The following is a 14,022-nucleotide window of genomic DNA, read 5'->3' on the forward strand; positions in this document are numbered from 1 at the left end:
GGCGGGATCATGGGGTGGCACGGGCTGCCGCGTCCAGACGGCTGCCGAGGCGGCGGACCAACAGGGCCATCTCGTGGGCGAGTTGACCGACGTCGGTGTTGGCCTCGCTGAGCACGGCGAGCCGGCTGCCGTGCCCCGCCGGGGTGATGAACAGGTAGGCCTCGTCCAGCATCACCATGGTCTGGCGCACCTCTCCCGCGGCGAACCGCTCTCCCGCGGAGCGGGCGAGGCCGTGGAAGCCGGAGCAGACGGCGGCCAGGTGCTCGATGTCCTGCTGGGGCATGCCCTCGGAACTGCTCAGCGCGAGGCCGTCGGCGGTCAGCAGCACGGCCTGGCGGACGTGGTCGGTGCGCGCCACGAGGTCGTCCAGCAGCCAGCCGAGGTCCGTGCCGGGTGTTCCGGCGGGTGCGGTGGGCCGGTTGCGGGTCTGGTCGTCACCGTGCATCGTCGGTGTCCGTCCCTTCGTCGACGTGGGTGTTCACGGTGTCGCGATCAGTGGCCCCGGGCCGCGCGGGCATCCCCTTGCGCCCCTGGTCGAGCCCTCGCTGGAACGCCCCGAAGATCGACCTCATCTCCTCGGCATCGACCTCCCGCCGCCCGCTCGCCACCCGGTCCCGCGGCTCGTCCCGCAACTGGTGCGCGAGGGATGCCTGACGGACCCGGGTGGGGAGGGCGGGGGCGACCGCGGACTCGGCCTCGGGGGTGCCGGGGCGCCTGGTGGGCAGGACCGGGGGCGGGGTGCTCGCCGGGGCGCCGGTGTGCGGAGACCCGGACGGCGTACCGCCCTCGCGAGCACCGGGCCGCCGGGTGGGCAGGGGCGGGGGTACGGGGGCGCCTTCGGCAGCGCCGGGCGGAGGCTCCCAGGGGGCGGGACGCCTCGCGGGCAGGGGGTCGGGCCGGGCGGGCGGGTGCGACGCGTCGCCGGGCCGGGAAACGGGCTGATCCACGTGCGGCGCCCGCCAGGAGGCTCCCGGCTCGGACGGCGGCGGCACGGGCGATGCGGGGGCGCCGGACCCCCTCGCGGGCCAGGGCTCCGGTGCCCCCGGCGCGCCGGACCCCCTCGCGGGCCAGGGCTCCGGTGCCCCCGGCGCGGCACCGGACGCGGGCGTGCCCGGCCTCCTCCGCGACGGCGGGGGCTCGGACGGCGCGTCCCACGCGACACCCGAGTCGTGCGCACCCGGCTGCTCGGACGGCGTGAGCCACCCGGCACCGGACTCATGCGCACCAGGCTGCTCGGACCGCGTCAGCCATCCGGCACCGGGCTCATGCGCACCAGGCCGTCCGGACGGCGTCGGCCGCCCGGCACCGCGCCCGGACGCACCCGGCCCCCGGTTCGTCGGCGCCTCGGGCCCCGCAGGACCGTTCCCGCGCCGTGCCGGCAGCGGTCGTACCTCGGCATGCTCCTCAGGCGGCAGCGGCGCCCGCGCTCCCCCGCGCTCGGCGCCTCCGCGCTCGGCGCCTCCGTGCTCGGTGCCTCCGTGCTCGGGGCGTGCCCCCGGCGGCGCGGTCACCGGCTCGGTGTCCGGCGGTGTGCCCGTCCCGCCCGTCCCCGCCAGGATCGTCTCCGGGAGGAGGACCGCCGCGGTCGTACCCCCGTACGGGGAGTCCCGGAGGCTGACGTCGATGCCGTGGCGGGCGGCGAGGCGGCCGACGACGTAGAGGCCGAGCCGGTCGTGGCGGGTGGGGTCGAAGGCGTCGGGGTCGGTGAGGGTGCGCTCGGCGTGGGCGTGCGCCTCGGCGTCGAGGCCGAGCCCGCGGTCGTCGATCTCCAGCACGGAGCCGCCGCCGACCCGCCCGGTGCGCAGCGTCACCTGGGTGTGCGGCGGCGAGAACACCGTGGCGTTCTCCAGGAGTTCGGCGAAGAGGTGGACGACATCGGCGACCGCGTCCGCCGCGATCCCGGTGTCCGGCATCGGCGGCACCACCACCCGCGCGTAGTCCTCGATCTCGCCGACCGCCGAGGAGACGACCTGCGCGATGGGCACGGGCCGGCGCCAACGGCGGCCGGGCGCCGAGCCGGAGAGGATGATCAGGCTCTCCGCGTGCCGCCGCATACGGGTGGTGAGATGGTCGATGCGGAACAGCTCGCGCAGGACGTCGGGGTCCTCGGTGCGCCGCTCCAGCGTGTCCACCAGCTTCAACTGCCGGTGCACCAGCGCCTGGTTGCGGCGCGCGATGTTGAGCAGCACCGCGAACAGGCCCCGGCGCAGCGTCGCCTGCTTCACCGCGGCCTCGACGGCGGCCAGCCGCGCCGTGTTGAAGGACCGGCCGACCTGCCCGATCTCGTCGTCGCGGTCCCCGGCGGCGGCGAGCGGCGGCGCCTCGGCCGCCGCGTCCACTTCTTCACCGGCGCCCAGGCGGCGCATCACATCGGGGAGTTGCCGCCCGGCGAGCACATCGGCGGCGTCCCGCAGTGCCTCCAGGCGACGCGAGATGCGCCGCGCGCCGCGTACCGCGAACCACAGCGACAGCCCCGCGACGATCAGCCCGGCGGCACCGGCGATCGCCGCCTTGGTCAGCTCCTGGTAGGCGAACGCCCGCCCGCGCGCGGCGGAGTTGTCACCGGCCTCGGTGCACAGATCGCGGTACTGCTTGACGATCCGGTCGACGGTCGAGCGCCAGCTGTCCGCCGCGACCGCCTGGGACGCCCCGCCGGCCCCGGCCCGCAGCAGCGCGTCCTCGCCCTGGTTCAGCGCGCGGTACAGCGCGCCGTCCTGGAACTTCTCGAACAGCGCCCGGGAGTCGGCGGGCAGGTCGGGCACATAGGTCTGCTGGAAGACGCGCCGGTCCTCGATGGTCTGGGTGAGCGCGTTGTACTGGCCCGGGGTCAGGGTGGTGCCCGCCGCCCGCGCGCCGACGACCAGCGCGTCCTCGCGGGAGACGAACTCGCGCACCCGGACCAGCTCGAAGACGGTCTCGGTCTCCCGGGCGAGCTGCCCGGCCTGGAGCGCGGTCAGCGTGGACTGCACATCGAAGGTGGGCTCGATCAGCGCGCTGTACTGCTCGACCGCCTGGTCCCAGCTGATCTTCCGGGTGAGCACCCGCTGCCGCAGCCCGTCCAGCCGGTCGGTGGCCGTGACCATCGCGTCCAGCGACTGCCGCTGGCGCGCCGTGAGCCGGCTCCGGTCGCCGCCGCGGATCGCCTGCCGCATGGCGTCGACCACCTGGTCGGTACGGCGCTGCTGGCCGAGCAGCCGGCCCGCCCCCGCGGCGTCCCGGCCGCCCGCGCCCAGATAGGCGGCGGACATCCGGCGCTCGATCTGGATCTGCCCGACCGCGGTGTCCACGGGGGTGCCGAAGTCGTCGTACACCCCCTGGACCCGGATCAGCGCGCGCAGCTCCGCGGTGACCGACACCATGGCGAAGCCCCACAGGGTCATCAGGGCGACGGCCGGTGCGAGCGCGAGCGCCACGATCCGGGTGCGGACGGTGGTGGGACGGCCGAGGGGCCAGCGCATGAAAGACCTACCGGTATTACCAGTCAGTAGAGAGCTCGCACAACTTACGGGACGGTCACCTCGAACCGCAACGGTGACCTGCGGTAACCCCAGGTCAGCTCACAGGAAACGCAAAGGAGACAAGGACCGCGGCATGGTCGGAGGGCCATTCGTTTTCGGCCACGTCCGGCCAGGGGCGGGGGTTCCCGGTGACCACGGTGCGCGCGCCCAGGACGGTCAGGCCCCGGTGCAGGACGTAGTCGATCCGGTCCTGCGGCTCGGCCCGGCCGCTGCCGTCCTCGTGCAGCGGGTGGATCGGCGACCAGGTGTGCCCGGGGGCCGCGGCGGGGTCGGGGTGGGCCTGGCGGTAGGAGTCGGCGAGCCCCGCGTCCTCGGCGGCCTTCGTCACCGGCCAGGCCACATCGGGCCGGTCCAGGTGCGAGGGGCAGTTGAAGTCGCCGGTCAGGATGACCGGGACGCCCTCCTTCGACGCCTGCCCGATCCGTTCCAGCACCTCGCGCATCTGGGTGAGCCTGACCTCCTCGTGGGCGATCAGCTCGGCCGCCGCCAGCCCGTCGAAGGCGGACTCGTAGGGCCCGTACGGCGTGTAGTGCAGATGCGCGGTCCATACGTCGACCGCGCGGCCGGGCGCGACCTGGACGCGGACACCGGCGGCGCCGTAGAAGCCGACGTCCGGGTCGCCGAGGCGGGCGGTGATCGGGTGGCGGCTGATGACGCCGAGGTTCTCGCCCGCCCGTTGGTAGTGCCAGCCGAGGGCCTCGGCCAGCTCCTGGGCTGCGGTGCCACCGGTCTCCTGGAGCCCGACGACATCGGCGCCGCTGTCCTGGATCACCTTGATCTGCTTGGCCCGGTGGTCGTCGACCTTCGCACCACCGAGCCAGAGGTTCCAGCTCAGGACGGTCAGCGCGGGCGCGGCCATGGCACTCAGCTCCGAGGTGGTGACTCCCGCCAGGCTGTCACGCACGGTCCGGCCGGGCGCGGCGCCGATCGGGGCGAGCGAGGGCACGGCGAGCACCGCGCACCCGGCGGCCTCGGCGGAGGCCACCCCGGTCGCGGTGTCCTCGACGGCCACACAGGCGGCCGGTTCGACGCCGAGGGCGCGGCAGGCGGCGAGGTAGGGCTCGGGGTCGGGCTTGGTGCGGACGGTGTCGTCGGCCGTGACGGAGTGGGCGAACCGGTGGGCGCCGAGGGCCTCGATGACGATGTCGGCGACCGCGCGCGGGGACGCGGTGACCAGCGCGGTCGGGACGCCGTCGGCGGCCAGCGCGTCCAGCAGGGCGAGGGCGCCGGGGCGGGGCACGATCTTGGCGCGGACCCGGTCGGCGAACTCGCGGTGGAGTCCGGCGGCGAGGTCGTGGGCGGCCCGCCCGGTGGCGTCGGCGAGCCAGTGGGCGGTGTGCTCCACCGGGCGGCCGAGCACGTCCGGCTGGTCGGCCTCGGTCAGCGGCCGGCCGGCGACGGCCTCGACCGCCTCCCACCACAGGTGCTCGGTGTCCACGAGCGTGCCGTCCATGTCGAACAGGACTGCCTGGAGCGGGAGTCGGGGGTTGTGGGGGGTGGTCACGTGGGTGTCTGTCCTCAGTTCTCGGTGCGGGCGGCCACGAGCACGGGGCGCTCCGGCAGCGACGCGGTGACGGCGGCTCCGGCGCCCAGGCCCGCGGCCTCGTGCGCGGGCAGGTCGGCCTTGGCCTCGGTGCCGTCGGCGAGCCGTACGGTGAGCCGGACGACCGCGCCGAGGAAGGCGGTGGCGACGACCCGGGCGCCGCCCTGCTCGTCGGCCCGCACCCGCAGGTTCTCGGGCCGTACCAGGACGTCCACCGCGCCGTCCGCCGTCTCGCCGTCGGCGGGCAGCCGCTGTCCGAGCACCTCGACGGTGCCGTCCTTCAGCCGGCCGGGGATCCGGCTCATGGTGCCGACGAACTCGGCGACGAAGGCGGTGGCGGGGCGGCCGTACAACTCGGCGGGTTCGGCGCACTGTTCGAGCCGTCCGGCGCGCATCACGGCGACCCGGTCGGCGATCGACAGGGCCTCCTCCTGGTCGTGGGTGACGAACAGGGTGGTGATGCCGAGTTCCTGCTGGAGCCGGCGGATCTCCTCGCGCAGGCTCAGCCGCACCTTGGCGTCCAGCGCGGACAGCGGCTCGTCGAGCAGCAGCACGCGGGGGCGCAGGGCGAGGGCGCGGGCGAGCGCGATGCGCTGCTGCTGGCCGCCGGAGAGCTGGTGCGGGAACCGCTCCCCCTTGTCGCCGAGGCCGACCAGTTCCAGCAACTCGGCTGCCCTGGAACGCCGTTCGGCCGCGCGTACGCCCCGCATGCGCAGCCCGAAGGCCACGTTGTCGACGGCGTTCAGATGCGGGAAGAGGCTGTACGACTGGAAGACCATCCCGGCGTCGCGGCGGTGGGCCGGCACCCGGGTGATGTCCCGGCCGTCCACCAGTACCGCGCCGGAGTCGGGGTGCTCGAACCCGGCGAGCATGCGCAGGGCGGTGGTCTTGCCGCAGCCGGAGGGGCCGAGCAGGGCCAGGAACTCGCCCGGGCGGACGGTGAGGTCGAGCCCGTCGAGGGCGACGGTGGTACCGAACTCGCGGCGCAGACCGCGGAATTCGACGGTCGCGGCCTGTTCGGTGGCGGTCTTCTCAAGTGTGGTGGCGGTCATGGTGTGTTGTCATCCCCGGGAAGGAGCGGTTCGGTTGCGTCCGCCGCCGACACCGGCGAGCGCGAGGAGCAGGGCCCAGGTGACGAGCAGGCTGAGCACGGACACGGCGACGGACATCTGGGCCTGGTCGCTGCCGACGTTGTAGATCCATACGGCGAAGGGCTGGTAGCCGAGCAGCTGGGCGACGGTGAACTCGCCGAGGACCAGCGCCAGCGTGAGGAAGGCCGCGTTCAGCAGCGCCCCGCGCAGATTGGGCAGTACGGCCCGCACCAGCGCCTTGGGCCAGGAGGCGCCGCAGCTGCGGGCGGCCTCCACCAGGGTGCGCACGTCGATGGCGCGCAGGCCCGCGTCCAGCGCCCGGTACACGAAGGGCAGCGCCATCACGACGTAGGCGAGGACCAGGACGACGGGGAAGCCGGGGTTCTGGATCGCCACGAAGGTCTGGAACAGCGGGGTCCTGGACAAATGGTCCGGGCCCCACTTGAGCACGCTGACGATGCCCGCGACGAACGCGATCGGCGGCACCACCAGCGGCAGCGAGCAGACCACCTCGACCACCGGCCGCAGCCGGGGCGCGCCGAGCCGCAGGGCGACCACGGCGGGCACCATCAGCAGCAGCACGACCACGATGGTGGCCACCGCCAGCTCCAGCGACAGCAGCAGGCTGGAGACGAAGCCGCCGGTGGAGAGGATCTTGGTGTAGGCGTCGAAGCTGATGCCGTCGGGGTCGTCCACCGTGAAGACCACGGAGGCGGCGAGCGGGACCAGAAAGTACAGGGCGGCGAGGCCGAGGACGGCCCACCGCCAGGGGGTCAGGCGTCGAGCCATCGGGCGCTCCGGCGTTGCAGGGGCAGGTACACGGCCATCACCAGACCGGCCACCAGGACCATGTCGAGGCTGAGGGCGAGGGCGACGTTCTCCTGCCCGACCAGGACGTTGCCGGACAGGGCGTCGGCGATCTGGAGGGTGACCAGCGGGACCGCGCTGCCGACCATGGCGGCGGCGGTGGCGTAGGCGGCGAAGGCGCTGCCGAACAGCAGCACGAATCCGCCGAGCAGGGAGGGCGCGAGCACGGGCAGGGCCACGTGCCGCCAGTACTGCACGCCGGTGGCGCCGTTGTTCAGCGCGGCCTCCCGCCACTGGGCGCGCAGGCCGTCGAGGGCGGGGGTGATGGTGAGGACCATCAGCGGGATGAGGAAGTACAGGTAGACGAGGACCAGGCCCCAGAAGCTGTACAGGTCCCAGCCGCTGTCCTTCAGGCCGAGGTGCAGGGTGAGCACGCCCGCGTTGCCGAGGGTGGCCACGAAGGCGAAGGCCAGCGGGACGCCGCCGAAGTTGGCGAGCACGCCGGAGGCGGTCAGCACGGCCTCGCGCAGCGCCCGGGAGCGGGAACTGGCGACGGCCTGGGCGAGCGGCAGTCCGAACAGGGCGCCGAGCACCGCGGAGATCGCGGACAGCTTGACGCTGCCGAGCAGGGCGGTGAGGTACGCGCCGTGCAGCGAGGCCGTCATGTTGGCGCCGGTGTAGGAGGTGGCGCCGGTGGTGGCGTCCTTCGCGGTGAAGGCGCCGTCGAGGATCGCGAGGGCGGGCAGGCCGAAGGCGACGGCGGTGAAGACCAGCAGCGGCAGCACGGCCAGCCAGCCCGGGGCGCGGCGCCGCCGCTTCGCCGAAGCGACGGGCGCCACGTCCGTACGCGGGAGAGCGGTGGTCATCCGGAGACGGCCTTACCCCAGCCCTGCGCGATGACCGTCTTGGCCTTGCTCTGCTCGGCCTCGGTCGGGAAGGACGCCGAACCGGTGACCTTGGGCAGCTTGGCGGCGGCCGCCTTGTCGAGGGTGCCGGCCGACTCCATGGAGGTCATCAGGGCCGGGCGGGCGTAGCCCTTGAGCCACAGGTTCTGGCCCTCGGCGCTGTACAGGAACTCCTGCCACAGGCGGGCGGCCGCGGGGTGCGGGGCGTCCTTGGTGATGGCCTGGGAGTAGTACTGGGCGTACTGGCCGTCGCTCGGCACGACGACCTTCCAGTCGAGGCCCTTGGACCTGAACTCGTCGGCGTAACCGGCGTTCAGGTAGTCCCAGTCGATGGAGATCGGGGTCTCGCCCTTCTCCACGGTGGCCGGGGTGGACTCGACCGGCGTGTAGTTGCCGTTCTTCTTCAGCTTGGCGAAGAAGTCCAGGCCGGGCTGGATGTCGCCGAAGGAGCCGCCGTTCGCGAGCGCCGCCGCGTAGACGCCGCCGAAGGCCGAGCCGGACTTGGTGGGGTTGCCGTTGAGCGCGACCTGGCCCTTGTACTGGGGCTTGAGCAGGTCCTTGAAGGTGGTCGGGCACTCCTTGACGCGCTTGGCGTCGCAGCCGATGGAGATGTAGCCGCCGTAGTCGTTGAACCAGCGCGCCTGCGGGTCCTTCTGGCCGGCCGGGATGTCGCCGAAGGAGGCCACCTTGTAGGGGGCGAGCAGGCCCTGCTGGGCGGCGCTGAGGGCGAAGGAGCTGCCGAGGTCGAGGACGTCGGGGGCGCGGCCTTGGCCCTTGCGGGAGGTGACGGCGTTGATCTCGTCCTGGCTGGAGCCGTCGGGGCTCTCGTCCTGGATCTTGATGCCGTACTTCTTCTGGAAGGCGTCGATGATCGCGCCGTAGTTCGCCCAGTCGCGGGGCACCGCGATGATGTGCAGCGAGCCCTCCTTCTTGGCCGCCTTGACGAGGGCGTCCATGCCGCCGAAGTCGGCCGCGGAGGCGGCGGTGGCGGCGCTCTTGCCGTCCTTGGTGGTGGTCGACGCGTTGTCGGGGGCGGCGCCGCAGGCACTCAGCGCGAGCGCGGCGACGACGGCGAGGGAGCCGCCGAGCACGGCGTTTCTCGGCAGGGACAACTTCACGGTCTCTCCAGGGGAAGCACGGGGGTGAGGCGCTACGAGGGTTGGTAGACCCGCTCGACAAACTTGTCTGAACAAGTCGGCCTCAGTACGCCCGGCTCCGGTGTCCTGTCCGTAAACACGGAGGGAACATCAGCCGCCGTTTCCCTGCACAGTTACGGCTCTCCCGGAACACTGTGAAACGTCGATTAGGCTGGTCACGCTGTGCACAGCCGCCTACGCAGAGGGGAAGCATGACGGCGCGACACGAGGAGATCGCCGACGAGCTGCGCCGCGCGATCGACCGCGAGCAGTACACGGTCGGCAGCCGGCTGCCCTCGGAGTCGGAGCTGGCCGCCCACTACGGCGTCTCGCGCGGCACGGTCCGCCAGGCCGTCGCCGCGCTCACCGCGGAGGGGCTGATCGGCTCCCGCCAGGGCGCCCGCCGCGTGGTCCTCGCGAGCCGCCGCAGCCAGAGCTTCGAGGAGTTGCGCAGCTTCGCCCAGTGGGCCCGCGCGATGGGCCGCGAGGCGACCGGCCGGGTGGTCGAGCAGACCTATCGGCCGGCCACCCACGAGGACGCCGTACGCCTCCAACTCCCGCTGCGCACACCCGTGTTGCACGTCCTTCGGCTGCGCGGCCTGGACGGCGAGCCGGTCCTGCTGGAGCGCACGGTCTACGCCGACTGGATCTCCCCCGCCGTCGAGTCCATCGAGCCGGACTGCCCCTCGGTCACCCAGCGCCTGTACGACGACACCGGGCTGGTCTTCGCCTACGGCGAGCACATCATCGACGCGGTCGGCTGCGGCGCCCGCGACGCCGAACTGCTCCATGTCCGCCGCACCAGCCCGCTGCTGCGGGTGCGCCGCGTGACGACGACCCGGGAGGGCCGCCCGGTGGAGTGGTCGGACGACCGCTACCGCCCGGACGCGGTGACGTTCAGCGTGCACAACTCGATCGGCAACAACGCGCTGTCGCGGAAGACGGCGGAGTAGGTCCCCCGGGCCGGATTCCGCCCGCGCCGCTCACCCCGGCGCCCCGGAGGAGAACCTCCGCAGCAGGGGTGACAGCACCAGCACGGACTTCGTCCGTTCCACGAACGGCTCGCCCGCGATCCGTTCCAGGACCCGTTCGAAGTGCCGCATGTCGGAGGCGAAGACCTGCGCGATCGCGTCCGCCTCCCCGGTGACCGTCGACGCCGCCACGACCTCCTGGTACCGCTCCAGGCCTCGCAGGATCGTCTCCGGCGAGGTGTTGCGGCGGCAGTAGATCTCGATGTACCCCTCGGTCTCCCAGCCGAGCGCCCCGGGATCCACCCGCACGGTGAATCCGGTGATCGCTCCGGTGGCCCGCAAGCGGTCCACCCGCCGTTTCACCGCGGGCGCGGACAGTCCGACCAGTTGCCCGATGTCCGCGTAGGAGCGGCGGGCGTCCTCGGCGAGGGCGTGCACGATACGTTCGTCGAGATCGTTCAACACAGCGGGTGGTTCACTTACTTTTTCGCGAGACGGGACCGGCGGAAGCCGTATACGAAGTAGAACACGAGCCCGACCGCCAGCCAGACACCGAACACCGTCCAGGTCACGGTGGACAGGCTCCCCATGAGCCACACGCAGAAGGAGAAGCCGAGCGCGGGCAGCAGCGGCGACAGCGGCACCCGGAAGGTGCGCCGCATCCCCGGCCGCGTCCGCCGCAGCACCACGACCGCCACATTGACGAGGGCGAAGGCGAACAGCGTGCCGATGCTGGTGGCGTCGGCCAGCTGCCCGAGCGGGACCGCCGCCGCGAGGACGCCGCAGAACAGGGACACGATGACGGTGTTGGCCCGCGGGGTGCCGCTCCTCGGGTGCACCCGCTCGAAGATCCTCGGCATGAGTCCGTCGCGGGACATGGCGAACAGGATGCGCGTCTGGCCGTAGAGCACGGTCAGCACCACGCTGGCGATGGCGACGACCGCGCAGAAGGCCAGCAGGGTCGCCCAGAAGCGCTGTCCGGTGACGTCCCGCATGATCTGGGCCAGCGCCGCCTCGGAGCCGCTGAAGGAGCGCCACGGCCGCGCGCCGACCGCGACGGCCGCGACCAGCACGTACAGGGCCGTCACGATGACCAGCGACAGCATGATCGCGCGGGGCAGGTCGCGCGGCGCGTCCTTCGCCTCCTCGCCCGCGGTGGAGGCCGCGTCGAAGCCGATGTACGAGAAGAACAGCGTGCCGCCGGCCGCGCTGACCCCGGCCATGCCGAGCGGCATGAAGGGCGTGTAGTTCCCGGCCCGTACGCCCATGAGGCCGACCGCGCAGAACAGGATCAGGGCGGCGATCTTCACGCACACCATCACGGTGTTGACCCGCGCGGACTCCTTGGCGCCGCCGAGCAGGAACACCATGGCGAGCAGGACGACGATCAGGGCGGGCAGGTTGAAGACGCCGCCGTGGCCCGGCGGGGCGGACAGGGCGGCCGGGAAGGTGAAGCCGAGGGTGCCGTCCAGCAGTTCGTTCAGATACTGGCCCCAGCCGACCGCGACGGCGGCGACCGAGACGCCGTACTCCAGGAGCAGGCACCAGCCGCAGACCCAGGCGATCAGCTCGCCCATCGTGGCGTAGGCGTACGAGTAGGAGGAGCCGGCGACCGGGATGGTGCCCGCGAGTTCGGCGTAGGACAGGGCCGAGAACAGCGCGGTGAAACCGGCGAGCACGAAGGACAGGATGACGGCGGGGCCCGCCTTGGGGACGGCCTCGCCGAGGACCACGAAGATGCCGGTGCCGAGCGTGGCGCCGATGCTGATCATGGTCAGCTGCCACAGCCCGAGGGAGCGCCGCAGCGTTCCGCCCTCGCCGTGGCCGCCCTCGGCGACCAGGAGTTCCACGGGCTTGCGGCGCATCAGGCGCGCACCGAGGCCCGCGGACGGCTGCTGACGCGTGATCATCGCGTCCACGGTACGTCACCTGCCGCGACACCGCGCCCCACCGCCGGGCGCGGCGATGGGGCGGGGCGGGCGCGGGATCAGCTCCAGCTGGCGTGCAGCGGCTTGCCCTCGGCGTATCCGGCCGCGCTCTGGACACCGACGATGGCCCGCTCGGCGAACTCCTCCAGCGAGTCGGCACCGGCGTAGGTGCAGGAGGAGCGGACGCCCGCGATGATCGAGTCGATCAGGTCCTCGACACCCGGCCGGGTCGTGTCGAGGAACATCCGGGAGGTGGAGATGCCCTCCTCGAACAGCGCCTTACGGGCGCGGTCGTACGACGACTCCTCCGAGGTGCGGTTGCGCACCGCGCGCGCGGACGCCATGCCGAACGACTCCTTGTAGGGGCGGCCGTTCGCGTCGTGCTGGAGGTCGCCCGGGGACTCGTACGTACCGGCGAACCAGGAGCCCACCATCACGTTCGAGGCACCGGCGGCGAGCGCCATGGCCACATCGCGCGGGTGGCGGACACCGCCGTCGGCCCAGACGTGCTTGCCGTACTTCTTCGCCTCGGCGGCGCACTCCAGGACCGCGGAGAACTGCGGGCGGCCCACGCCGGTCATCATCCGGGTGGTGCACATGGCGCCGGGGCCGACCCCGACCTTGATGATGTCCGCGCCCGCGTCGATCAGGTCCTTGACGCCCTCGGCGGAGACGATGTTGCCCGCGACGATCGGCACCTGCGGGTCGAGGGCCCGCACCACCCTGATCGCGTTGATCATCGACTCCTGGTGGCCGTGCGCGGTGTCGATGACGAGGGTGTCCACGCCCGCGTCGAGCAGTTCCTTGGCCTTGCCCGCCACATCGCCGTTGATGCCGACGGCGGCGGCGACGCGCAGCCTGCCGTTCGCGTCCACGGCCGGGGTGTACAGGGTGGCGCGCAGGGCGCCCTTGCGGGTGAGGATGCCGGCCAGCCGGCCGTCCTTGTCGACGGCCGGGGCGTAGCGGCGGTTGTGCGCGTCGAGGGTGTTGAAGGCCTCGCGCGGGTCGATGTCCGCGTCCAGCAGCAGCAGGTCCTTGGACATGACCACTTCGAGCTGGGTGAAGCGGTCGACGCCGGAGAGGTCCGCGTCGGTGACGACGCCGATGGGCCGCCGCTCGCCGTCCACGACCACACCCGCGTTGTGCGCCCGCTTGGGCAGCAGCGCGAGGGCGTCGGCGACGGTCTGGTGCGGGGCCAGCACGATGGGGGTGTCCAGCACCAGGTGGCGGCTCTTCACCCAGGAGACCACGTCGATGATCACATCGTTCGGGATGTCCTGGGGGATGACCACGATGCCGCCGCGGCGGGCCACGGTCTCGGCCATGCGGCGGCCGGCGATGGCGGTCATGTTGGCGACGACGAGCGGGATGGTCGTTCCCGTGCCGTCCGGCGAACTGAGGTCCACGCCCTGCCGGGAGCCCACGGCGGAGCGGCTCGGCACCATGAACACGTCGTCGTACGTCAGGTCGTACGTGGGCCGGATGTCATTGAGGAAACGCACGTGCCGCACATCCCAGTCGTTCAGAGGTGACCCCCCGACGGGTGCGCCAGGGGGAAAAGAGCACGTACTTCATTCTCCCATGACCCGGGCCCACGCGTCCCCGGGCGGAACCTCCAGGGTGGCAGGTCCGGCTTCGGAGGATCCGCCGAAGGCTCCTTCCCGGTCAGCGCAGCGCGGTGCGCGCCTCCCGCAGGAACGCCTCGCGGGCCCGGTCCAGCGCGTCCGGGCGGGCGTCGCGCCGCACCTGCTCCAGGAGCGCGGTCGCCGCGGCCGCCACCTCGCCGGGTCCTTCCAGGAGCACCAGGTCATGGGCCCGCTGGAGGTCCGTACGGTCCCCGGGCCGGCCCTCGCCGGTCCGCCGGGTCTCGGCGACGGCGCCCACCGCTTCGAGGAACCGGACATACGCCTGCCGCCGCTGGTCGTGGACGCGCGCCGCCCGCTGCTCGGCGGTGCTCAGCCGCAGCGCCTCCAGGGCGGCCGCCGCCTGGCGTTCCCCTGCCTCCCGGGTGGAGCGCGCCGATATGACGCTGCCGCCGAGCGCGGCACCGGCGCCGATGAGCGCGGCCAGCAGGGCGATGAGCCACTCGTTCATGGAGTGCATTCTGCATGGACACGGCACAC

At 73.0% G+C, this 14,022-nt stretch carries 12 protein-coding genes; 1 reads left to right on the forward strand and 11 read right to left on the reverse strand.

Translation table 11 applies throughout. The features are described 5' to 3' along the window. Positions 1 to 7 precede the first annotated feature (7 nt). The 7 genes from ACLF5H_RS18340 to ACLF5H_RS18370 form a co-directional block, all read right to left on the reverse strand. A complete protein-coding gene (locus ACLF5H_RS18340; protein WP_421677080.1) occupies positions 8 to 445 on the reverse strand; it encodes a roadblock/LC7 domain-containing protein in 438 nt (145 codons plus the stop codon). Continuing rightward, positions 435 to 3,458: a nitrate- and nitrite sensing domain-containing protein gene (locus tag ACLF5H_RS18345; protein WP_421677081.1), complete on the reverse strand. Its 3,024-nt coding sequence runs from the start codon at positions 3,456 to 3,458 to the stop codon at positions 435 to 437. The genes ACLF5H_RS18340 and ACLF5H_RS18345 overlap by 11 nt, the downstream gene beginning before the upstream one ends. A 94-nt stretch (positions 3,459 to 3,552) precedes the next feature. Further along, on the reverse strand, positions 3,553 to 5,022 hold the full coding sequence (locus ACLF5H_RS18350) for an HAD-IA family hydrolase (protein ID WP_421677082.1): 1,470 nt from the start codon (positions 5,020 to 5,022) through the stop codon (positions 3,553 to 3,555). A gap of 14 nt (positions 5,023 to 5,036) precedes the next feature. Next, the gene (locus ACLF5H_RS18355; protein WP_421677083.1) at positions 5,037 to 6,113 is read right to left on the reverse strand and encodes an ABC transporter ATP-binding protein; all 1,077 of its coding nucleotides are present in this window, start codon (positions 6,111 to 6,113) and stop codon (positions 5,037 to 5,039) included. A gap of 9 nt (positions 6,114 to 6,122) precedes the next feature. Further along, a complete protein-coding gene (locus ACLF5H_RS18360) occupies positions 6,123 to 6,941 on the reverse strand; it encodes an ABC transporter permease (protein ID WP_421677084.1) in 819 nt (272 codons plus the stop codon). Further along, complete coding sequence (locus ACLF5H_RS18365; protein WP_421677085.1) at positions 6,926 to 7,825, reverse strand: ABC transporter permease; 900 nt, start codon at positions 7,823 to 7,825, stop codon at positions 6,926 to 6,928. Before ACLF5H_RS18365 ends, ACLF5H_RS18360 begins: the two co-directional genes overlap by 16 nt. Beyond that, entirely contained in the window at positions 7,822 to 8,982 is a 1,161-nt protein-coding gene (locus ACLF5H_RS18370; RefSeq protein WP_421677086.1) for an ABC transporter substrate-binding protein, read from the reverse strand. Before ACLF5H_RS18370 ends, ACLF5H_RS18365 begins: the two co-directional genes overlap by 4 nt. Before the next feature lie 230 nt (positions 8,983 to 9,212). Between ACLF5H_RS18370 and ACLF5H_RS18375 the strand changes: the two genes are divergently transcribed. Next, entirely contained in the window at positions 9,213 to 9,953 is a 741-nt protein-coding gene (locus tag ACLF5H_RS18375) for a GntR family transcriptional regulator (RefSeq protein ID WP_421677087.1), read from the forward strand. A gap of 30 nt (positions 9,954 to 9,983) precedes the next feature. Here ACLF5H_RS18375 and ACLF5H_RS18380 read toward each other — a convergent pair whose 3' ends face one another. The 4 genes from ACLF5H_RS18380 to ACLF5H_RS18395 form a co-directional block, all read right to left on the reverse strand. Next, positions 9,984 to 10,436 (reverse strand): Lrp/AsnC family transcriptional regulator, encoded by a 453-nt coding sequence (locus ACLF5H_RS18380; protein WP_421677088.1) that lies wholly within the window; start codon positions 10,434 to 10,436, stop codon positions 9,984 to 9,986. Positions 10,437 to 10,450: 14 nt separating this feature from the next. Then, complete coding sequence (locus ACLF5H_RS18385) at positions 10,451 to 11,881, reverse strand: amino acid permease (protein ID WP_421677089.1); 1,431 nt, start codon at positions 11,879 to 11,881, stop codon at positions 10,451 to 10,453. A gap of 77 nt (positions 11,882 to 11,958) precedes the next feature. Further along, complete coding sequence (locus ACLF5H_RS18390; protein ID WP_421677090.1) at positions 11,959 to 13,401, reverse strand: GuaB1 family IMP dehydrogenase-related protein; 1,443 nt, start codon at positions 13,399 to 13,401, stop codon at positions 11,959 to 11,961. 163 nt (positions 13,402 to 13,564) lie between these two features. Then, positions 13,565 to 13,993, reverse strand: coding sequence for a hypothetical protein (locus tag ACLF5H_RS18395; protein WP_421677091.1), 429 nt, complete (start codon positions 13,991 to 13,993; stop codon positions 13,565 to 13,567). Positions 13,994 to 14,022: the final 29 nt, after the last annotated feature.

Origin of the sequence: Streptomyces sp. LaBMicrA B280, from assembly GCF_049222185.1 — a bacterium.
GTDB lineage: Bacteria > Actinomycetota > Actinomycetes > Streptomycetales > Streptomycetaceae > Streptomyces > Streptomyces murinus.

Coding starts and splice junctions, on each gene's coding strand:
- ACLF5H_RS18340 (WP_421677080.1), bottom strand. CDS start 445: ATGCACGGTGACGACCAGACCCGCAACCGGCCCACCGCACCCGCCGGA.
- ACLF5H_RS18345 (WP_421677081.1), bottom strand. CDS start 3,458: ATGCGCTGGCCCCTCGGCCGTCCCACCACCGTCCGCACCCGGATCGTG.
- ACLF5H_RS18355 (WP_421677083.1), bottom strand. CDS start 6,113: ATGACCGCCACCACACTTGAGAAGACCGCCACCGAACAGGCCGCGACC.
- ACLF5H_RS18360 (WP_421677084.1), bottom strand. CDS start 6,941: ATGGCTCGACGCCTGACCCCCTGGCGGTGGGCCGTCCTCGGCCTCGCC.
- ACLF5H_RS18365 (WP_421677085.1), bottom strand. CDS start 7,825: ATGACCACCGCTCTCCCGCGTACGGACGTGGCGCCCGTCGCTTCGGCG.
- ACLF5H_RS18375 (WP_421677087.1), top strand. CDS start 9,213: ATGACGGCGCGACACGAGGAGATCGCCGACGAGCTGCGCCGCGCGATC.
- ACLF5H_RS18385 (WP_421677089.1), bottom strand. CDS start 11,881: ATGATCACGCGTCAGCAGCCGTCCGCGGGCCTCGGTGCGCGCCTGATG.
- ACLF5H_RS18395 (WP_421677091.1), bottom strand. CDS start 13,993: ATGAACGAGTGGCTCATCGCCCTGCTGGCCGCGCTCATCGGCGCCGGT.